The following is a 20,124-nucleotide window of genomic DNA, read 5'->3' on the forward strand; positions in this document are numbered from 1 at the left end:
GCGGCAACCCCTGGGCGTGAAATACTTTGTTGCCTGCCGACGAAACGTCAGTTCGGGCTGGCGGCCGGCCGCACGATGACCTCACTGACGTCCACATCGTCGGGCTGCTCCACCGCATAGGCGATCGCGCGCGCCACGGCGTCAGCGGGAATCGCGACCTGGCGGAAATCCTCCAGCCACGCCTTGATGCCGGCATCGCTGGTGGTCTCGGCCAGCTCGCTGGTGGTGACGCCGGGCGACACCACGGTGACGCGCAGCCGGTCGTGCTCCTGGCGCAGGCCTTCGGACAGCGCGATCACCGCGTGCTTGGTGGCACAGTAGACCGCGGCGCTCGGCCACACCCGATGGCCCGCGGTGGAGGCCACGTTGATGACCTGCCCCCTGCCCTGTTCCTGCATGATCGGCAGAGCCGCCGCGATGCCGTGCAGCACGCCGCGGAGGTTGACGTCGATCATCCGGTTCCATTCGTCGATCTTCAGCGCGGTCAGCGGCGACAGCGGCATGACGCCGGCGTTGTTGACGATCACGTCGAGCCGGCCGTATTCGGCCTGGGCGAACGCCACGAACGCCTGCACGCCTTCCAGGCGGGTGACGTCGAGCGCACGGCAGCGCGCGCTGCCGCCGGCAGCGGTGATCTCGGCGACCAGCCGCTCCAGCCGGTCGGTGCGTCGCGCGCCGAGGACGACGTGGGCACCGCGGCGGGCGAGTTCGCGCGCGGCCGCTTCGCCGATGCCGCTGCTGGCACCGGTGATGGCGATGACTTTTCCTTGGATTCCGGACATGGGACACCTCTTGGGGGAAGCCCGGCGCGGGCTGCGTCGGGAAGGGGCGCAGTCTGGGCGCCGATGGCGCTTGCCCGATATCGGATTCCTCCACGATCCTTGCCCGATCCTGCCCCGGCGCCTTCCGCGCCATGTCATCCACCCCGGCGCTGCGTAGACTCGTTTCCCTCCCCCGCGTTCGCACCACAGGGACAATCCATGCCCGACAACACGCCCGCCCATGAAGCCTGCCTGCGCGAACTGGCCGGCCTGATTGAACGATCCACCGGCGAAGACGGCCTGCACCCCACCACGATTCCCGCGCTGCATTTCTCCCGGCTGAGTGCCCCCATGCCGCTGCCGGCGCGCGGCGTGCAGGAAGCCGCCCTGTGCCTGATCGTGCAGGGCGCCAAGCGCGCGATCCTGGCCGACGAGGTCTACGACTACGACGCCAGCCGCTTCGTGGTGGCGTCGGTCGACCTGCCGGTGACCGCCCAGGTCACCCAAGCGGCCCCCGACGCACCCTACCTGTGCCTGGTGCTGAAGCTTTCCCCGTCCACCATCGCCGAGCTCGTGACCGAGGCCGAATCAGCGAGGGCGCCGCTGCCGCCGCCGTCGCGCGGCCTGTGCCTGGCCCCCAGCAGCGTGGAACTGCTGGAGGCCGCGATCCGCCTGGTGAAGCTGCTCGATGCGCCGCAGGACATCCCCTTGCTGGCGCCGCTGGTGGAGCGCGAGATCCTTTACCGCGTGCTGTGCAGCCCGCAGGGCGCGATGCTGCGCCACATCGGCATCGCCGACAGCCAGGGCCAGCGTGTGGCCAAGGCGATCCATTGGTTGCGCCAGCACTACACGCAGCCACTCCGGATCGACCACATCGCCCGCGAAGTGCACATGAGCCCCTCGGCCCTGCACCATCACTTCAAGGCGGTCACTGCGATGAGCCCGCTGCAGTACCAGAAGCAGCTGCGCCTGCAGGAAGCGCGTCGCCTGATGCTCAGCGAGGTGATGGACGCCGCCAGCGCCGGCCATCGCGTGGGCTATGAAAGCCCCTCCCAGTTCAGCCGTGAGTACAGCCGCATGTTCGGTGCGCCGCCGCTGCGCGACGTGGAGCGCATGCGCAACCCCCGGACAGCATGAGTCCCGCCCTGAACCTTCCGTAAGCCGGCCCGTTGGCGACATGGCCGCCGGTTTGCGGCCGGGCGCACAATCGCCCTGGTTACCTGCCGAGGAACGCTCATGAAAGCCCCCGCCCTGCTGCTCACCGCCTTCATCGCGCTGGCCGCCGCGCTGCCCGGTCAGGCGAGGCCGAAGAACGTCACCGACCCGGACATCCCACGCAGCCTGCCCACCGACGGTGGCGCGGTCAGCGTCCAGTGGACCGATCCCGCACAGTTCAGCGAGATCAAGTTCAGTGGCAACCGCTGGGAATCCGAACAGGGCACGTGGGTCGTCGACCTGGCGCGGTACCTGCGGGATGAAGCCGGCCAGCGCCTTGCGCGCGGCCAGACGATGGAGGTCACCATCACCGACATCGACCGCGCGGGCCGGTACGAACCCGTCGTGCGCCCGGCAATGCAGGACATCCGCATCGTCAAGGACATCTACCCGCCGCGGATGACGCTTCGTTTCGTCGTGAAGGGCCCTGACGGGCAGGTGCTGGCCGAAGGCGAGCGCAAGCTGGTCGACCATGGTTTCCTGACGGGCACCAGCGTCAACAGCAACGACAGCCTGCGCTACGAGAAGCGCCTGATCGACGACTGGCTGCGCCGCGAGTTCAAGGACAATGCCGCACTGACGGCCACGCCCTGATCGCACGCCCATACCGGCGCCACATTACGTGGCGCCGGCGACGGCCACGTCGCAGACGGGGGCGGCGATGCCGCTGCAGGTTGTGATGGGTACGGACCGGCACCATATCGAGGGTACCCCCTCCTGCGGAGCACCTCCATGACGGCCTTCGACCTCACCCCGCCGACCGATGCGCAGCGCACGGCGCTGATCGCCGGCCTGAGCGAAGACGAGCGCCGGGTGCTGCTGCAGCACGGCACCGAGGCGCCGTTCTGCGGCGTGTTCCTGGACAACAAGCAGGACGGCGTCTACACCTGCCGCCTGTGCGGCCTGCCACTGTTCCGGTCCAGCGCCAAGTTCGACTCCGGCACCGGTTGGCCGAGCTTCTTCCAGCCGGTGGACGAGGCGCACATCGGCCGCATCCGCGACACGAGCTACGGCATGGTCCGCACCGAGATCGTGTGCGCGCGCTGCCACAGCCACCTGGGCCATGTGTTCCCGGACGGGCCGCCCCCGACCGGCGAACGCCACTGCCTGAACTCGGTATCGCTGGCCTTCACGCCGAACGGTGAGCCGCTGCCCGATCCGCTGCAGCGCGGCGGGGCGGAGTCGCGCGCGGCGGGGTGACGATAGCCGCCTGTCACGAGACCGGCACATGCCGACGGTAGCCTGATCGTCACCCCATCGTCGCCAGGCTGTCATGCATGGCCACCCCGCACGATCACCCAGCCTCCTTGCCGGCGTCCGCCGGATGGTCCGCCGCGCTCTGGCTGTACCGGTTCGATGGCGACGGACGCGCCCATCCGTGCGATGCGGCCACCTACGATGCGGGCGCGTTGCGGCAGCCTCCCGGCGATGACTGGCACTGGCTGCACCTGGACCTGAGCGATGTCCGCAGTGCGCAGATCGTCGCGCTGCTGGCGCTCCCCGAGGAGGCGCAGGCGACGCTCCTGTCGCCCGACACGCACGTCAATCTGCAGCTCGAAGACACGGTGGCGCACGGCGTGTTCGTCGACTGGGTGCACCAGCGCGGCGTCGATCCGGCGGCCGAAGGCCAGCTGCGCGGCGACGACGGCATCGGCTGGCTGCATTTCGCCATGGCCGGACGCCTGTTGGTCACCGCGCGACGGCAGGCGCTGCGCTCGCTGGAAGCGGCGCGCCGCGCGGTGGTCGCCGGCGCAGCGGCCGATTCTCCGGTGCGTCTGCTGGAGATGGTGGCCGCACGCTTCGCCGACACGGTGGAACGCAGCAGCGACGGACTGTCCGTGCGGCTGGACCGCATCGAGGACCGCGTGCTGGCGGACAGCATCGGCGAGGAGCGCCGCGACCTGGCGCAGCTGCGCCACCAGACCGTGCGCCTGCACCGCCCGCTCACCGCCATGCGGCGCGTACTGAAACCGTTCGAGCAGCGCCATGCGGGCGATGCCGACGACGCGCTGCTCGCCGCCATCGCCCGCCTCAACCAGCGGTTCGACGACCTGGACGGCGATGTCGGCACGCTGCAGGAACGCGCGCGCCTGCTGCAGGACGAAGTGGCCGCCAAGCTCGCCGAGCGCACCAACCGCCACCTGTACGTGCTGTCCATGATCACCGCCCTGCTGCTGCCGCCCAGCCTGGTCGCCGGCCTATTCGGCATGAACCTGCCCGGCCTGCCGTTCGCGCACAGCGCCCATGGGCTGGCGTTCGCGCTGCTGCTGGGCGCCGCCTCGAGCGTCGGGGTCTACCTGCTGTTGCGGCGCATGGGTGTGGCGCGTTCCACCTGAGCCCGATGCGCCGGCGCGCTATCCTAGCGGCCTGATGACGCTCCCCCTCCGTACCGCCGCCCGCTACGTCACCCCACTGCGCGAAGGCGGCTCCATGCCCGCCGTCGTGGAAGCCGACGACGAAGGCCTCTACGTGCTCAAGTTCCGCGGCGCCGGCCAGGGCCCGAAGGCGCTGGTGGCCGAAGTGATCGCCGGCGGACTCGCCAAGGCGCTGCAACTGCCGATGCCGGACCTGGCGCTGATGGACCTGGACGCCGAACTCGCGCGCACCGAAGGCGATCCGGAGATCCAGGACCTGATCAAGGCCAGCGCCGGACTCAACCTGGCGATGGACTACCTGCCGGGCGCGGTGAACTTCGACCCCGTTGCCGAACAGCCCGATGCGGACCTGGCGTCGCGCATCGTCTGGTTCGACGCCTTCATCAGCAACGTCGACCGCACGGCGCGCAACACCAACCTGCTGATGTGGCACCGCAGGCTCTATCTGATCGACCACGGCGCCGCGCTGTACTTCCACCATGGGTGGGACGGCGATGCGTCCGGCGCCGGCAAGCCGTTCCCCCTGATCCGCGACCACGTGCTGCTGCGCTGGGCCTCGCAGCTGGCGGAGATCGACGGCGGCATGGCGGCCGCGCTGACCGAAGCCACGATCGCCGGCATCGTCGCCGAGGTGCCCGATGCGTGGCTGCAGGGCCCCGATGGTTTTGGCGATCCGGCGGCGCAGCGCGCCGCGTACGTCCAGTACCTGGTCCGCCGCGTGGCGCAGCGCGATGCGTTCGTGCAGGAGGCGATCCGTGCGCGCGCATGACACCTACGACTACGCCGTGATCCGCGTCGTCCCGCGCGTGGAGCGCGAGGAGTTCGTCAACGTCGGCATCATCCTGTCGTGCGAGCGTGCGAAGTTCCTCGAAGCACGCATCGAGCTGGACGAAGCGCGACTGCTCGCACTCGATCCCACGCTGGACCTGGAATCGCTGCGTCGGCCCCTGGATACCATCCCGGCGATCTGCCACGGTGGCGAAGCGGCCGCACCGATCGGCCTGCTGCCGCCGCGTGCGCGCTTCCATTGGCTCACGGCCAAACGCAGTTCGATCATCCAGACCTCGCCGGTGCACATGGGCCGCTGCGGCGACCTGACGGCCACGCTGGAGCACCTGATGGACCGCATGGTGCGACCGCCGAAGGCCACCGTGCCGCGATGAGCGTCTACGTGGACGACGCGGTCACGCTGTGGCGGGGCCGACGCTGGGCCCATCTCATGGCCGACACGCTGGACGAACTGCATGCGATGGCCGCACGCCTGGGCGTGCCGCGGCGCGCGTTCCAGGACAAGCGCAGCGGCGCGCATTACGACCTGACCGAGGAACTGCGCGAACAGGCGTTGCGGCTCGGCGCCGTTGCCATTTCCCGCCATCGCGACCGCGATCAGGTCCGCGCCATCATCCGCCTCGCGCGCTCGCAGTGGAGCGGGTTGCGCACGGACGACTGACGCGCCGTCAGAGACGCTGCGCCTTGCCGCTGCGGATGGCCTCGCCGACCAGGCGATCCACATCGCGCTGCATGCGCACCACGGCGGCCGCCTGCTGTCGGGCCAGCGCTTCCTGCTGGCGCGCGAGCGGTTCCTGCTGGCGCGCCAACGCCTCCTGCCGCTTCGCCAGCGCCTCCTGTTCCCGCGCCAGCGCTTCCATCTTGCGGTCGAGTTCCACCTGGCGACCCTCGCCGCCGCGCATCGCGGCCGCGGCCTGTTCGGTGGCGATGGCGGACATCTTCACGCCGAGCTCGCCCTGCTTGACGCCCAGGTCGCCCTGGCGTTCGCCGAGCGCGCCCTGCGCTTCGCCGAGCTTGCCCTGCTGCGCACCCAGCGCTTCCATCGGCGCGTGCGCCGCCTTGATCCGCTTCAGCGTATCCGGGTCGCGCACCACGTACTGCTGGCCATCCTGGCGCACCCACAGCACCGGCGCGTTGCCTTGCTGCTGCTTGCGCGCGGTGACGATGTCGTCGCTGCGGCCGGCCATAGTGACTTCGTTGCCATCGATCAGGACGTAGGCATCGCCACTGCCCTCGCGATCGATGTTGATCACGTGCGTGCCGGCGTGGCCGGGAGGCTTCGGGGGTGCGGGAGGCGCGGGCGGGGCCACCTTGGGTACGGCCGGGACTGCCGGTGCAGGCGGCGGAGGCGACGCAGGCACGGCGTACGGACTGGCGGCGGCGACGCCGCGTGGGGCGACAGCGGGACGCGCCTGCGGCGTCGCGGTGGCGGTCGCGACGGCGACAGGCGCGATGGTCGCGATGGTCGCGGTGGGGGCAACGGCGGGCGTCGGGGCGACGGGGGCACGGGCCGTGACCTGGTACGGCACGGCGCCCAGCAGGACCAGGCCGATGGTCAGGGCCAGCGCGCCGGCGCGCAGGGGGGAAGCGGTGTGCTGCAGCATCAGCAGTCTCCTCTTGAGGATGCGGAACGTGGGGGAAGCGCCGGCGAGTGCCGGCGACGGTGCGGTGGAAACGCCCAGCTTCACCAGCAGGCGTCCGTAGTCGTGGGGGGCGTGCTGCTCGTCCTGCAGCACGGCGGCATCGCAGGCGACTTCGCGGGCGAAGGCGTATTCGCGGGCGGCCAGGTGCGCGACCGGATGGAAGAAGAACAGGTGCTGCGCGAGCGCCGGCATCCACGCCCACCAGAGGTCGCGGCGCTGCAGGTGCGCCAGTTCGTGGTGCAGGGCCATGCGCAGGTCGTCGTCGCCCATCGTGGCGAGGGAGGAGGCCGGCAGCATCAGCACCGGACGCCAGGGCCGGGCCAGCATAGGCGAGTCGATCGCGTCGCTGACCCGCAGCTCTGGTGCCGCGACGACGCCGAGCCGCTGCGCCAGCGCGCGGGACAGCGCCTGCACGCGGCGGTCGCGACAGGGACGTGCGTGCCGCACCAGTCCATGCAGGCGCCAGGCGTGGCGCAGCGTGTTCGCCAGCATCACCGCGACGCCCGCCAGCCAGGCGGCGAGCAGCAGGACGCCGGTGTCGAGCCGCGATGCCTGCGTCGCCGGCACCGGTCCGGCCGCCATCTCGGGCACTGCGTATGTCGCTGGCTCGGCAGCCATCGCCACCACGACCGGCGCGGCGACGGGCTCGGCCGGCAACAGGGGCAGCGCCACCGGTGCGTACCAGACCAGGCCGACCACCATCTGCGAGGCGACCAGCCACCACAGCCAGGCCCGGGTGCGCGCATCCAGTCGCGGCAGGTAGCGACACAGCGCCCACACCAGGGCGGCGAGCAACAACGACTGCAGCCCGACGGCGAGCAGCCGCGACAGCAAACCATCGGCCAGTGCGACGAGATCCATGTCAGCTCTCCTTCCGCTTGGACTGCAGGTTGGCGACCAGCGCTTCCAGTTCGGCCAGTTCGTCGTCGCTGACCTCGGTACGTTGCGACATCCACGCCACGAACGGCGACAGCGAGCCCTGCAGGGTCTTCTCCACGAAGCTGCCGACCGCGCTACGCATGACGTCGTCGGACTGGGCCACCGCCGCGTAACGGTACACGCCGTCGACCTGGCGTCGCCGCAGGTACGCCTTGGCCCGCAGCCGCTCCATCATGGTCAGCACGGTGGAGCGGGCCAGCCCGCGCGGTTCGCCGAAGGCAGCGGCGACTTCACCGACGCTGGCCTCGCCGTGTTCGGACAGATGCTGCAGCAGCGCCAGTTCCTGGTCGCCGATGGACTTGCGGGCCTTGCCGGGCATGGGATCGCCTCGTGACTACAGTTGTCGTCAACTTGCCCGTGACGACAGCTGTAGTCAACCCTGCCGAAGGTCATTGCCCGGGCAGGTGCCGACGAACGGTCGTCCCTCAAGAAACGGATGACCGGGCCGATCCTGAGGAAACCCTACCCTGCGCCCATGTCGCCATGCTCATCATCGTCGGCTTCATCACCGTCCCCCTGAGCGTGATCGGCGGCTACCTGGGCTCGCACGGCAAGCTCGGCGCCCTGTGGCAGCCGTTCGAACTGGTCATCATCGGCGGCGCCGCGCTGGGCGCGTTCATGGCCAGCAACCCCACCAAGGTGGTCAAGGGCACGCTGACCGCCACGCTGTCGGTGTTCAAGGGCGCCAAGTACAAGCCGTCCGACTACCTGGACGTGCTGACGCTGATCCACGAGATGCTCAACAAGGCGCGCCGCGACGGCTTCATGTCGCTGGAAGAGCACATCGAGAACCCGACCAACAGCCCGCTATTCCAGAAGTACCCCAAGATCCTCGGCGACCACCACCTGCTCGACTTCCTGACCGAATGCCTGCGCCTGATGGTGGGCAGCAACATCGAGCCGCACGAACTGGAGCCGCTGCTCGAGCTGGAGCTGGAAAAGCACCACCACGAGGCGATGGCGCCGGCGCACGCACTGCAGAAGGTGTCCGACGGCCTGCCCGGCTTCGGCATCGTGGCCGCGGTGCTCGGCATCATCGTGACGATGGGCTCGATCGGCGGCGACATCGCCGCGGTCGGTGCGCACGTCGCCGCCGCGCTGGTCGGCACCTTCCTCGGCATCCTGCTGGCCTACGGCTTCGTCTCGCCGCTGGCCGCGGCCATCGAGGCGCAGGTGGAGCAGGACAGCCGCATGTACGAATCGGTGAAGACCGCGCTGCTGGCCTGTCTGCGCGGCTACAACCCGGCGGTGGCGCTGGAGTTCGCGCGCAAGACGCTGCCCTCGGACGTGCGTCCGCCGTTCGCCGAGTTCGAAGCGCACCTGAAGGCCAACAAGTAAGCCACGGCGATGAGCGAACAGCGCCCCACCATCATCGTCCGCCGGGTCAAGAAGGTCGCCGGCGGCGGCCATCACGGCGGCTCGTGGAAGGTCGCCTACGCGGACTTCGTCCCCGCGATGATGGCGTTCTTCCTGGTGATGTGGCTGATGGGCGCCACCACCAACAAGGAGCGCGCGGCGATCTCGGAGGATTTCCGCAATCCCAGCCCGCTGAGCGGCAAGAGCTTCTCGCCCGCGCCCGGTCCCGCCGGCCCCGGCGGCGCCAGCACGGCGATGATCAAGCTCGGCGGCACCATGGACATGCCCAAGGGCGAGAGCGACAACCCCTTCGCCAAGCCGCCCGGCGATGCGCAGCAGGCGTCCGAGGCGCAGCGCAAGGCGGAGGAAAAGCAGCGCCTGGAATCGCTGATGCAGGCGCTGGAGGAAGCCATCGGCAAGAGCCAGGCGCTGGAACCGTTCAAGGACCAGCTGTTGCTGGATCTGACGCCGGAAGGCCTGCGCATCCAGATCGTCGACAAACAGAACCGGCCGATGTTCGACCTGGGCGGGACCGTGCTGAAGCCGTACACGCAGGCGATCCTCGCGGAGCTGGCGACCTTCATCAACAAGGTGCCGAACCACATCAGCATCACTGGCCATACCGACACCACGCAGTACGCCTCCAGCCGCGACTACACCAACTGGGAACTCAGCGCCGGACGCGCCAACGCCGCGCGCCGCGCGCTGGTGGCCGGTGGCATGCACGAGGACAAGGTGTCGCGCGTCGTCGGCCTGTCGTCGTCGGTGCTGTTCGACAAACAGAACCCGCAGAATCCGATCAACCGCCGCATCAGCATCGTGGTGATGACCAAGGCGGCCGAGGATGCATTGCAGGGCGAAGGCCGACTGCTGTCGCCGGGTGCGCCTTTGCCGGATGCCGACACCGCGATGCCGCAGGCACCCGTGCAGGCGGTCGCCTCATCCGCCCCGGTCGCCAGCGCGCCCGACCCCGGCCATCCGTGAGGCAGGCCCTTTCAGCTCGATGGTGTTGCCGTCGGGATCCTGGAAGTACAGCGACAATCCATCGCCTTCCGCGCCGAAGTTGATCTCCGCCGGCCCCATCGGTGCGATGCCGAAACGCGCCAGATGCGCCCTGAGCGCCGTTTCATCGAAAGGATCGATGCGCAGGCACAGATGGTCGACGTTGCGCCCTTCCACGCCCGCCGGCGCCCCGCCCCGCGCGCCCAGTTTTCCCGCCACGTCGACGAGATCGATCATGGAAGCGCCTGCACGCAGGTGCACCAGGCCCAGGTGTTCGCGCCGGCGCTCCACATGGCAACCCAGCACCTCGCCGTAGAAGCGGACGCTGCGTGCCAGGTCGCGCACGCGCAGGACAAGGTGGTCGATGCGCTGCACGTCGAAAGGGGGCTCCATCGGCTCGCTCCTGGAAAGTTGCAGATGCGACGATCCGTGCGACGCGATTTCGACATGCAATGCGCGATCACAGCGTTGACGCAGCTGAACGGAGCGCGCACAATCCGCGCCGATCAGCCAGCACCGAGTCGCTTCATCGAAGTCTTCTCCGCCAGCGGAACGCGCCCTTCGGGCACCCACCCGCTCCGAGAACTCGATGAAACTCCTGACCCTGGCGATCCTGTCGGCGTTGTCCGCCGGCGCGCACGCAACCGATCCCGCATCCTCCGATACTCCCGCCCCGACGTCCACGACGCCGCTGGCGAGTTCGCCGGAATACCTCAAGCCCACCACCCTGGACACGTTGAAAGTCGTGGGCCAGCGCCTGTTTCCGTACCAGGAAGGCATGGTGCTCAACGAGCGCTACATCCAGGACCAGGCGAAGGGCAACAGCGACATCGGCACGCTGCTGCGGATCAACCCGAACGTGCAGTTCGACGATTCCGCCTTCGCTTCGTCCAACCGCATGGGCGAGATCCGCCCCGCGAACATCAGCATCAACGGCGGGCAGTACTACCAGAACCTGCTGCAGCTGGACGGCACCAGCTTCAACAACGACATCGATCCGCAAGCAACCAATCCACACGACCTGGCCGACGTGCCCAGCGCCACCCAGGGCATCGCGCTGGACACCGAGTTGATCGGGCAGCTGACCGTCTACGACAGCAACGTGCCCGCCGCGTTCGGCGGTTTCAGCGGCGGCGTCGTGGATGCCGAGAGCCGCAAGGCCCGCGACACGCTGGGCGGCAAGGTATCTTTCCGCATGTCGCGCTCGGTGTGGAATGAGATGATCCTCCCGGAAGGCGATGACATCTCGCAGTCCTCGACGTACGCGAACCAGCCGGTGTACGACAAATACCGGGTGTCGGCGATGCTTGAAGGGCGCACCGGCGGCGGACTGGGCTGGATCGCCAATGTCATCCGTACCCGATCCGACATTCCGCTCCGCGGCTACTCGGCCGGCCAGGTCAGCACGAGCGATGAGCTGATCAAGGAGCAGCGCCGGGAGAACACCAGCGCCAGCGTGAGGATGGATTGGGCGGGCAACGGCATCACCTTGTCGGGGAGCTTCACCCATGCCCCGACGGACGAGCGCTACTTCACCCAGAACGCCAGGAATTCATACTTCGACCTCAAGCAGGGCGGGCCCGTGGGCAGTCTTCGCGTGGGACTGGATGTCGGCGCGTGGGGCCTGGATCAGGTAGTGAGCTACAGCGACCTGGACAGTTCGCGCCGCGTACCCGACGACGTGGACTATTGGAAGGCCTGGGCGCGTTCACCCGACTACGACTGGGGCGTCAACAACAGCAGTTTCGAAGGCAACTGGGGCAACATCGACCAGCGCAACCGGACCGTCGGGTACGCGCTCACCGCGCGTCGGGGTGCGCTCGCGTGGGGCGAGAGCCGTCACGCGCTTCAGTTCGGTCTGCAGTACCGCGACCGCCTGGGCACCTATCACCGCCTGAACGACCACTACAGCTTCCTCAGTCCCGGCCGGACGACCTCCTGCACCGATGCCAATGGTGCCGTCGACACCGACTCCTGCTCGCTGTCGCCGGTCTACACCAGCGTCAGCGGTACCGGAGGGGTGGTTGCAGGCCAAGGGCAGTTCTTCCGCACCCGCAACATCTACAGCGCGGGCTACTTCGAAGTGAAGCTCAGGGAGTGGGGCCTGTTCGCCGAAGACGACATCCGGCTGGGGCGCTGGAGCTTCCGACCCGGCATCCGAGTGGATGGCGACAACCTGATGGACAAGACCACGGTGGCACCCCGCTTCGCGATGTCGTGGGACGTACTAGGCAACCAGGATACCTTGCTGACCGCCGGCGCCAACCGCTACTACGGCCGTAGCTTCTTCACCTACAAGCTGCGTGAGGGACGCGACAACCTGCAGACCACCTATACCCGTACGGCGCCGTCGCTGCTGTGGTCCCGCAGTCGCACCTACACGGCCAACAACCGCTTCGAGACTCTCGACATTCCGTACAGCGACGAACTGAATCTCGGCATCAACCAGCGTTTGGCAGGTCTGGACTTCAACCTGAAGCACGTCCGCCGGGACGGGCGCGACGAGGTCCTCCGACGCCGCGTCGCGAGCGACGACACCAGCGGTTACTACTCGACGAACGTGTACGAATACGTAAACGCCGGTCGAAGCCGCAGCGACACCAGTACGCTGAGTGTGGGCCTGCAGCGCCCCTTCACCTGGCGGGGCAGCGAAACGCACGCGCAGTTCGCGTTCGACCACACCGAGGTGCTCCGCAACTACGTGGACTACGAAAGCGGCTACACGGATAACGCCTACAACCGCCTGGTGCGCTACGAAGGCAGCGTGATACACGCCTATGACCTGCCGCAGGCAAGCTACAACCGCCCGTGGACGGCGCGACTTTCCACGCAGACGCGGCTGCCGGCATGGGGTCTGATGTGGAGCAACTTCCTGCGCTATCGCGCCGGCTTCACTGGCTTCACCGTCACGGGCGCGGAGCAGTACCAGGACGAGACGATCGACGTGATCGAGCGATACGACGCGCCGCGCACCTTCACTTGGGACACCACGCTGGAGTACAGCCTGACCCTGCCGCACGAGCAGGAAGCGTACGTGCGGGTGGAGGCCATGAACGTCTTCAACCGCCGGAACCCGCTGAGCGGGAGCATCGGCACGACGTCCTACTACGAACCCGGCCGCAGCTACTGGCTGGAACTGGGTTATCGCTTCTAGTCAACAACAGGTACCCATGATGGCGAATACATCCTTCTTACCACACTGGCTGCTGTGGTGCCTGCCCGCCGTCGTGTCCGCGCAGGTCGTGCTGATGCTGGCCGCGTCCGGACCTCAGGAGGCCTGGCGAGGCAGCGGCTATACGCTCGCCATGGCCGCATGCGCCATCGCATCGGGCTGCGCCGGCCTGTGGGCGCTTTGGCGCCTGCGCGAATGGCCGCTCACGTTGCGCGCCTTCATCGCCTTCGTGCAGATGCCGTTGCTGGCAGGCGCCCTTCTGATGGCGGGGGCCTGAGCATGCGTCGCGGATTGTCTGCGCTGATGTTCTTGCTGCCGGGATTGTGGCTGGTCGCGGCGACGGCGGCGCAGTCGCGGTCGGAAAGCGCTGCTCCGGAAAGGTCTATCGCGGAATGCCGGCAGCGCATCGCCGTCAGCGCACCATCGATGGACGCGGACTGCCTGCGCCGCGTATATGCATTGCCCATCGACCAATGGCCGGCACCCACGGTCGATGCGGGCGCGGTGTGGCAGGAACTCGCGCCACTGCCCGACATGCCGCCGGTACCCGCCGACAACCCCCAGACGCCGGAGAAGATCGCACTGGGCAAGCGACTGTTCGAGGACCCCCGCCTCTCGCGCAGCGGGCAGATCGCCTGCGCGAGCTGCCATGACCGGCAACTGGGTTGGGGCGATGGCCGCAGCGTGTCGTTCGGGCACGACCGGCAGGCGGGCAAGCGCAACGCGATGAACGTGTCGATGGCGGCGTTCTCCGGTCCGCTGTTCTGGGACGGGCGCGCGGCGACATTGGAGGCCCAAGCGCTGCACCCGATCCAGGATTCGGCGGAGATGGCGTTCTCGCCGCACGAACTGGAGAAGCGGCTCAACCGGGAGACCGACTACCCCACTGCGTTCGCGCAGGTGTTCGGCGAGAAGCGGGTCACCATGTCGCGTGTGGCGCAGGCCCTGGCCAGCTACCAGCGCAGCCTGGTGCCGCGCTTCAACCGCTTCGACCGCTTCCTCGAAGGCCAGCGCGGCGTGCTGACCGACCAGCAGTTGTGGGGCCTGCACCTGTTCCGCACGCAGGCGCGCTGCATGAACTGCCACAGCGGTCCCGCGCTGACCGACAACCGCTTCCATAACCTCGGCCTGCACTTCTACGGCCGCAACAAGCAGGATCTGGGGCGGTACCGGATAACCGGCGATCCGGCCGACAGCGGCAGGTTCCGCACCCCGTCACTGCGCAACGTCGGCAAGACGGGACCGTACATGCACAACGGTGGTTTCATGGAGCTGCGCGGGGTGGTGAACATGTACAACGTCGGCATGCCCCGCCCCAAGCCAGCGCCCGGCGCTGCGGACGATCCTCCCTTCCCGCAGGTCGACCCGCTGCTCCAGCCGCTGGACCTGCACCGCACCGAACTGGAGGCGATCACCGAGTTCCTGCGCACCCTGTAGGCGCGGCGGTTCAGGCCTCCGGTCCGTCCTTGCCGCGGAACGGCCCGCGCACCGCGAGCGCCCGCAGCACATCGCCCGGTACCGTCCGCAGGTGCAGGTCCTGCTGCGGGAAGGGAATCTCGATGCCCGCCTCCGTCAGGGCGGCGTACAGCCGGGTCATCAGGTCGCTGCGGGTCGTGCCCCAGTCGTCGAAGCGACGCGTCCAGGCGCGGATGGCGAAATCCAGCGAGCTGGCACCGAACCCGGTGAACAGCACCGCCGGGGCCGGATCGTCGGCGATACCCGGCGTGGTGCGCGTGGTCTCCTGCAGCAGCTGCATCACCCGCGTCACGTCCGAGCCGTAGGCCACGCCCAGATCCACGTCGACGCGTCGGTTCTGGTCGACCAGCGTCCAGTTGGTCACCTTGTCCGACAACAGCATACCGTTGGGCACCACCACGTCGGCGCCGTCGTAGGTGCGCACCGTGGTGGCGCGCATACCGATGGCGCGGATGCGGCCGGCGGTACCGCCGATGTCCACCGCATCGCCCGGCTTCACGGGCCGCTCGAACATCAGGATCAGGCCGGAGACGAAGTTGCGCACCACGTCCTGCAGGCCCAGGCCGATGCCCACGCCCAACGCGCCGAACAGGAAGGCCAGCTGCCCGATCTTGAAGCCCGCCGCCGACAGCGCCGCCAGCAGGCCGACCAGCAGCAGCACGTAGTAGCTCAGCGACGCCACGCTGTTGTCCACGCCGCGCGGCAGCGCCATGCGCGGCAGCACTTCCTCGCGCAGCAGCGCACGCAGGGTCCGCGCGACCCACACGGCCAGCACCACGCCGATGCAGAACACCAACACATGACCCAGGCTGATGGACAGCTCGCCATACTCGAAGCGATGCGTGACGACGGCCTTGGCCGTGTCGTACACCGGCCGGAAGAGGCGGAAGCGGGTCATCGTGAAGGCGATCCAGCCGACGACCGCCGCCACCCTCGCCCAGCGCGCGAACGATTCCAGCAACGTGCCTCCATGGCGGCGCATCAGCCACAGCCGCCTGACCTCCTTGCGTGCGCCCAGCCGGCGCAGCAGCGCTTCGAACACGGTCACCGCCGCATACAGGACCAGCGCGAAGTAGCCGCTCTCGATAGTGGCGGACACCAGCATTTCCGCCAGCGACACATTGCCCAGCAAGTTCGCGCCGATCGATACCATCAGCACGACCACGGCGGCCCAGCCCAGGCCGTGCACCAGCTGTCCGGCACGCCCGGTCTTGCCGACGAAGCGCTGCCCGCGCGAACGCCACAGCAGCCACGCCGTGACCGCCAACGCGAGCATCGCCAGCACGAGGCAGTACAGGCGGTACAGGTAGTCGCTGGCCATCAGCAGCACCGACAGCCGCTGCAGCAGGTAGAAAGCCGTCGCCAGGTACGGCCAGGGACCCAGCAGGCGACGTCCCTGCTGTGGCAACAGGCGCAGCACCGGCACCAGCGCCACCAGCATCGCCATCTGGTGGGCGAACAGCGGCGCATTGGGCTCGAACACCAGCACGCCGATCATGGACAGCAGCAGCCAGGTGGAGATGGGCCGGCGGATCACCCGCAGTTCGGCATCGGTCGCAAGCACCGCAGCCGGATCCACGCCACGACGCCGGTGGCGCCAGGCCACCCCCAGCAGCACCGGCAGCAACAGCAGCTGCAGCACATGCAGCACGCGCTGGTTGCCCACATCGGCCGCGGCGTACTGGGCGACGAAACTGTTCTCCGACTGGAGGCCGCGCGTCAGGCTGTCCCTCACGCCCTGGCGCAGCGTGCCGGTGTCTTGGACCCGCCACAGTGGCGGCGCATCCAGCCGGAACAGGCGCCGGTCGGCATGGTCGATCGCGTCCTCAACGGCGCGCTGGCCTGTTTCGATCCGTGCGGCCAGCAGGTTGGCCCGGCGCCCCAGCCCGATCTGTTCGGCCAGGGGCGACGACAGCGCCTGCTCTGCCTGCTGCAGGCGCGCGGCGACCGCCTCGACGCGCGCGCTCAGCGCGGCCGGCGTGCTGTCCGGTGACATCGCCCGCCGCGTCAGCTCCCAATCGGCGCGACGCAGCGCCAGCTCGGCAGCGTCCTGCGCATACGGCGCCACCGATGCCTGCATGTCGGCACGCCAGCGGGCGTACTGGCGCGCATCGAACTTCCAGTGCCGCTCCATGCTCTCCAGCCGCACCACCGGCAGCGTACGCAGTTCGCCGTAGGCGAACAGCCCGTTCTTCTGCGCCACCGACTGCTCGATCGCCGCCAGGCGGGGCACCAGCCTGCCAAGCGGATCCGCACGCGCGGCACGCAACGACACTTCCTCCGCGTAACGTTCATCCGTATCGGCACGGCCCGGGATGTCGGCCAGCGCGATGGCCGCGGACACCCGGGGCTTGGACGGGGCCAGCAGCGTCGTGGCGTCCTGCGCGTACCCGAGAGGTGCGGCGAACGGCAACAGGCAGGCGAGAAGGGCCAGCAGCACGCGCATGGAGGTCGATCTGGACACCGCGGGATGCCAGCAGTCTAGCGCGTGCGCGATGGGCACGGTTGCACTCAAAACGCGTCGCTGCCCGGCCGGATCTCCACGCCCATCACCGCCGCCAGCTGCTGCATGCCGTCGTCGTCGCGGCGCAGCGCCATCCAGCCGGCGTAGGCATCGCCGCCGGTATTCCAGTTCCACAGCGTATAGCCGTGTTCGCGCAGGCGGTCGTAGGCGGTGGCCATCAGGGCGGGCACATCGGTGCCGTCGAGGAAGTCCTCGTCGCTGGGGTCGCCGCCCCAGTCGATCTCGATGGCATAGCGCGCCGCCAGCTGGTTGACGCAGTCGATGAAGGTCTCGGTGTCCTTCCAGTCCACGTAGAAGCCGGATGTCCAGTCGATGGCGTCCTTCAACGTCCACAGCACCTGGTCGGGCTCGGTGCCCGCTTCGCCGGTGGCGTCGCGATAGGCGGCGAACTGGCGCAGCGCCGTCTCCTCGTCACCCGGATTGATCAGCACCAGCAGGTTCCACACCAGCGCCTCGGTGTCGTCCAGGTCCATGTCGTCTTCGTCGTCGAAGGCGTGGCGGAAGTTGTCGTCGGGATCGAACTCGTGGTCGGGCAGTGTCATGGGCGTGGGCGATCGGACAGCGTCAAGGCTGGCTGAATATTAAGGCCATGTGATGCATCCGCGCGTGAGGGCGGCGCGTACGTGTTGCCGCAGTTCCGACACCTCACCCGACCACCCAGGAGATACCGATGAATCGCACCGTCCTTTCCGTTGCGCTGCTGGCCGCCTTCACCGCCGCCGCATGCTCGCCGAAGACCGCCGACGCCGAAGCCGGCGCGGCCCCCATGCCGGTGGCCGAAGCCAGCGACCCGGCCCCCGCCGAAGCCACCACGCCCGCCGTCGAGCAGAAGGACGTGGTGGACACCGCCATCGCTTCGCCCGACCACACCACGCTGGTCAGTGCGGTGCAGGCTGCGGGCCTGGTGGACACGCTGAAGGGCGCGGGCCCGTTCACCGTGTTCGCGCCCGTCAACGCCGCCTTCGACGCGCTGCCGGCCGGCACGGTGGATCCGCTGCTCAAGCCGGAGAGCAAGGCCGACCTGACCGCGGTATTGACCTACCACGTGGTGCCCGGCAACGTCGACGCCGCCACGCTGACCCAGCAGATCCAGGCCAGCGGCGGCACCGCCACGCTGAAGACGGTGCAGGGCGGCGAACTGAAGGCGCAGGTGACCGACGGCGGCGTGACGCTGACCGATGCCAAGGGCAACGTGGCCAAGGTGACCACCGCCGACCTGAAGGCCAGCAACGGCGTGATCCATGTGGTCGACAAGGTGCTGATGCCGTAATTCCTCGACGGCAGCACACGCCGGGGCGGTCGTGGTGGGCCGCCCCGGCGTTCTTTGTTTCCGCCCGCGCGGCGGTCTATCGTGGCGGTGCCGGCGCGCTTGGCCGCATGCCGGGGAGGCCGCGCCATGTTCAATCCGGGTCCCCAGGGCCAGTACCTGCCCCTTGACGGACACGCTGCCTGCGTCGTCATCGACGATGCCCTGCTGGCACCGGAACGGCTGCCTGCGTTCGCGCAGGCGTACCGGGAGGATTTCCAGGCGGCACCGCCGGCCGTGTTCCCCGGCCTGCAGCTGCGGATGCCGGAGGAATTCACCGCCCTGCTGCACGATGTCTTCCGCGATCACGCCAGACGCGCGCTGGGTGCCCGCCGCGTACTGCGCAGCGCCAGCCGCCTGTCGCTGCTGACATCGCCGATGGCGGCACTGGCGCCCGCGCACTGGATCCCGCGCCGCGAACGCACCTTCGCGCCGGAGCAGTGCATCGCGGTGGCGGAGCTGTTCCTGTTCCACGACGCCACGCTCGGCGGGACGCATTTCTTCGCCCCGCGCGTGTCGGCACAGGCGCTGGAACAGCTGGAACACGATGCGGACGCACTGTCGCCGGACGCGTTCTCCCAGCGCCATGCCATCGCCGCGGGCTTCCCGCACGCGAGCAACGCAAGCTTCGCCCACGTGCGCACGGTGCCGGCACGCTGGAACCGGCTGCTCATCCACGACGGCGCGGCCTTCCACGCGCCGGCCATCGCCGACCCCTCCCGGCTGGCAACCGATCCGCGCCAGGGACGGCTGACGCTGCAGGCCGTACTGGTGTGCAGCCGCAACCGCGTGGCGTGGTGAACGGCGCGCTTCGGGTATCCTGTCGCCTTCCCGACCGCACGATGCACGACCATGTCCGACACCCCTCCCGACCGCCTGGCCTCCGATCCCCGCAGCCCCTTCCATGACGCCCAGGCGATGGACCGTGGCGTGGGCATCCGCTTCAACGGCGTGGAGCGCGACAACGTGGAGGAGTACTGCATCAGCGAGGGCTGGGTGCGCGTGCCCGTGGGCAAGTCCAAGGATCGCCGCGGCAACCCGATGACGATGAAGATCAAGGGCACCGTGGAAGCCTGGTACCGCTCGCCCGCCGCCGAGTGAGCGCGGCGCCGCGCCTGCCGCGGCCGTGGCATCGCCCGTCACGAGGGCATGGCACAATCCCGGCCTGCACGGCTCGCCGGGAGGGCGCATGAAGTTTCTGTTGCTGATCTATACCGACGACACGCTGCTCGAAGCGCTGCCTGCCGGTGCGTTCGACCAGATGATGCACGGCTGCATCACCCACGCCGACGAACTGAAGGCGCAGGGCACGCTGCTCGAATCGCAGCAGCTCGAGCACGGCAGCACCGCACGCACTGTGCGTGTTCGCGACGGCAAGACACAGGTCGTCGATGGTCCGTTCGCCGAGACCAAGGAGATCCTGGGCGGCTACAACCTGATCGAGGCCGACAGCCTGGACGAGGCGGTGAAGAGCGCGCAGGAGTTCCCGTGGATCGGCACCGGCAGCATCGAGGTGCGGCCGGTGCGCGATTTCGACGCGGTACGCAGGCGCGTGGGCGCCTGAGC

General features: G+C 68.9%; 22 protein-coding genes. 16 read left to right on the forward strand and 6 right to left on the reverse strand.

All coding sequences use genetic code 11. The annotated features are described in order from the left end of the window. Positions 1-47: 47 nt before the first annotated feature. On the reverse strand, positions 48-782 hold the full coding sequence (locus CSC76_RS01650) for an SDR family oxidoreductase (protein ID WP_162108310.1): 735 nt from the start codon (positions 780-782) through the stop codon (positions 48-50). A gap of 198 nt (positions 783-980) precedes the next feature. Between CSC76_RS01650 and CSC76_RS01655 the strand changes: the two genes are divergently transcribed. From CSC76_RS01655 to CSC76_RS01685, 7 genes are all read left to right on the forward strand, one after another. Next, the gene (locus tag CSC76_RS01655) at positions 981-1,898 is read left to right on the forward strand and encodes an AraC family transcriptional regulator (protein WP_202923459.1); all 918 of its coding nucleotides are present in this window, start codon (positions 981-983) and stop codon (positions 1,896-1,898) included. Positions 1,899-1,997: 99 nt separating this feature from the next. Further along, a complete protein-coding gene (locus CSC76_RS01660; RefSeq protein ID WP_162108311.1) occupies positions 1,998-2,570 on the forward strand; it encodes a DUF3016 domain-containing protein in 573 nt (190 codons plus the stop codon). 138 nt (positions 2,571-2,708) lie between these two features. Beyond that, positions 2,709-3,176: a peptide-methionine (R)-S-oxide reductase MsrB gene (gene msrB, locus CSC76_RS01665; protein WP_162108312.1), complete on the forward strand. Its 468-nt coding sequence runs from the start codon at positions 2,709-2,711 to the stop codon at positions 3,174-3,176. A gap of 77 nt (positions 3,177-3,253) precedes the next feature. Beyond that, positions 3,254-4,312, forward strand: a complete 1,059-nt coding sequence (locus tag CSC76_RS01670; RefSeq protein ID WP_162108313.1) for a CorA family divalent cation transporter — start codon at positions 3,254-3,256, stop codon at positions 4,310-4,312. A 34-nt stretch (positions 4,313-4,346) separates the two neighbouring features. Beyond that, positions 4,347-5,120 carry a HipA family kinase gene (locus CSC76_RS01675; RefSeq protein ID WP_162108314.1) on the forward strand — a complete coding sequence of 258 codons (774 nt, stop codon included), beginning with the start codon at positions 4,347-4,349 and terminating at the stop codon, positions 5,118-5,120. Then, positions 5,107-5,514, forward strand: coding sequence for a DUF3037 domain-containing protein (locus CSC76_RS01680; RefSeq protein WP_162108315.1), 408 nt, complete (start codon positions 5,107-5,109; stop codon positions 5,512-5,514). Before CSC76_RS01675 ends, CSC76_RS01680 begins: the two co-directional genes overlap by 14 nt. Further along, a complete protein-coding gene (locus CSC76_RS01685) occupies positions 5,511-5,801 on the forward strand; it encodes a DUF4031 domain-containing protein (protein WP_162108316.1) in 291 nt (96 codons plus the stop codon). Before CSC76_RS01680 ends, CSC76_RS01685 begins: the two co-directional genes overlap by 4 nt. Before the next feature lie 7 nt (positions 5,802-5,808). On the opposite strand, the gene CSC76_RS01690 is transcribed toward CSC76_RS01685, so the two are convergent. Continuing rightward, on the reverse strand, positions 5,809-7,644 hold the full coding sequence (locus CSC76_RS01690) for a M56 family metallopeptidase (RefSeq protein WP_162108317.1): 1,836 nt from the start codon (positions 7,642-7,644) through the stop codon (positions 5,809-5,811). 1 nt (position 7,645) lies between these two features. Further along, positions 7,646-8,041, reverse strand: a complete 396-nt coding sequence (locus CSC76_RS01695; RefSeq protein WP_162108318.1) for a BlaI/MecI/CopY family transcriptional regulator — start codon at positions 8,039-8,041, stop codon at positions 7,646-7,648. Between the two features lie 164 nt (positions 8,042-8,205). Between CSC76_RS01695 and motA the strand changes: the two genes are divergently transcribed. Next, a complete protein-coding gene (gene motA, locus CSC76_RS01700; RefSeq protein WP_162108319.1) occupies positions 8,206-9,060 on the forward strand; it encodes a flagellar motor stator protein MotA in 855 nt (284 codons plus the stop codon). 9 nt (positions 9,061-9,069) lie between these two features. Beyond that, positions 9,070-10,062, forward strand: a complete 993-nt coding sequence (motB, locus tag CSC76_RS01705; RefSeq protein ID WP_162108320.1) for a flagellar motor protein MotB — start codon at positions 9,070-9,072, stop codon at positions 10,060-10,062. Here motB and CSC76_RS18955 read toward each other — a convergent pair. After that, on the reverse strand, positions 10,018-10,473 hold the full coding sequence (locus tag CSC76_RS18955) for a VOC family protein (protein ID WP_162108321.1): 456 nt from the start codon (positions 10,471-10,473) through the stop codon (positions 10,018-10,020). The two genes, motB and CSC76_RS18955, sit on opposite strands and share 45 nt — an antisense overlap. A gap of 196 nt (positions 10,474-10,669) precedes the next feature. Here CSC76_RS18955 and CSC76_RS01715 point away from each other — a divergent pair, with 196 nt between their 5' ends. From CSC76_RS01715 to CSC76_RS01725, 3 genes are read left to right on the forward strand one after another with little or no spacing between them, the layout of a single operon-like run. Then, entirely contained in the window at positions 10,670-13,234 is a 2,565-nt protein-coding gene (locus CSC76_RS01715; RefSeq protein ID WP_162108322.1) for a TonB-dependent receptor, read from the forward strand. Between the two features lie 19 nt (positions 13,235-13,253). Then, a complete protein-coding gene (locus CSC76_RS01720) occupies positions 13,254-13,529 on the forward strand; it encodes a hypothetical protein (protein WP_162108323.1) in 276 nt (91 codons plus the stop codon). A 26-nt stretch (positions 13,530-13,555) separates the two neighbouring features. Next, positions 13,556-14,689 (forward strand): cytochrome-c peroxidase, encoded by a 1,134-nt coding sequence (locus CSC76_RS01725; RefSeq protein WP_238394838.1) that lies wholly within the window; start codon positions 13,556-13,558, stop codon positions 14,687-14,689. Positions 14,690-14,699: 10 nt separating this feature from the next. Here the strand turns inward: CSC76_RS01725 and CSC76_RS01730 are convergent, their stop codons facing one another. Together CSC76_RS01730 and CSC76_RS01735 are read right to left on the reverse strand one after the other, a co-directional pair. Further along, positions 14,700-17,192 (reverse strand): mechanosensitive ion channel domain-containing protein, encoded by a 2,493-nt coding sequence (locus CSC76_RS01730; RefSeq protein ID WP_162108324.1) that lies wholly within the window; start codon positions 17,190-17,192, stop codon positions 14,700-14,702. Between the two features lie 47 nt (positions 17,193-17,239). After that, positions 17,240-17,788 carry a DUF6630 family protein gene (locus CSC76_RS01735; protein WP_202923463.1) on the reverse strand — a complete coding sequence of 183 codons (549 nt, stop codon included), beginning with the start codon at positions 17,786-17,788 and terminating at the stop codon, positions 17,240-17,242. A 230-nt stretch (positions 17,789-18,018) separates the two neighbouring features. Between CSC76_RS01735 and CSC76_RS01740 the strand changes: the two genes are divergently transcribed. From CSC76_RS01740 to CSC76_RS01755, 4 genes are all read left to right on the forward strand, one after another. Beyond that, positions 18,019-18,522: a fasciclin domain-containing protein gene (locus CSC76_RS01740; protein WP_162108352.1), complete on the forward strand. Its 504-nt coding sequence runs from the start codon at positions 18,019-18,021 to the stop codon at positions 18,520-18,522. A gap of 126 nt (positions 18,523-18,648) precedes the next feature. After that, complete coding sequence (locus CSC76_RS01745) at positions 18,649-19,359, forward strand: DUF6445 family protein (RefSeq protein ID WP_162108326.1); 711 nt, start codon at positions 18,649-18,651, stop codon at positions 19,357-19,359. Positions 19,360-19,410: 51 nt separating this feature from the next. Then, complete coding sequence (locus CSC76_RS01750; protein ID WP_162108327.1) at positions 19,411-19,659, forward strand: DUF3297 family protein; 249 nt, start codon at positions 19,411-19,413, stop codon at positions 19,657-19,659. A gap of 88 nt (positions 19,660-19,747) precedes the next feature. Next, complete coding sequence (locus tag CSC76_RS01755) at positions 19,748-20,122, forward strand: YciI family protein (protein WP_162108328.1); 375 nt, start codon at positions 19,748-19,750, stop codon at positions 20,120-20,122. The last annotated feature ends 2 nt before the right edge of the window (positions 20,123-20,124 follow it).

This window comes from Pseudoxanthomonas mexicana (assembly GCF_010093385.1).
Classification (GTDB): Bacteria; Pseudomonadota; Gammaproteobacteria; order Xanthomonadales; family Xanthomonadaceae; genus Pseudoxanthomonas_A; species Pseudoxanthomonas_A mexicana.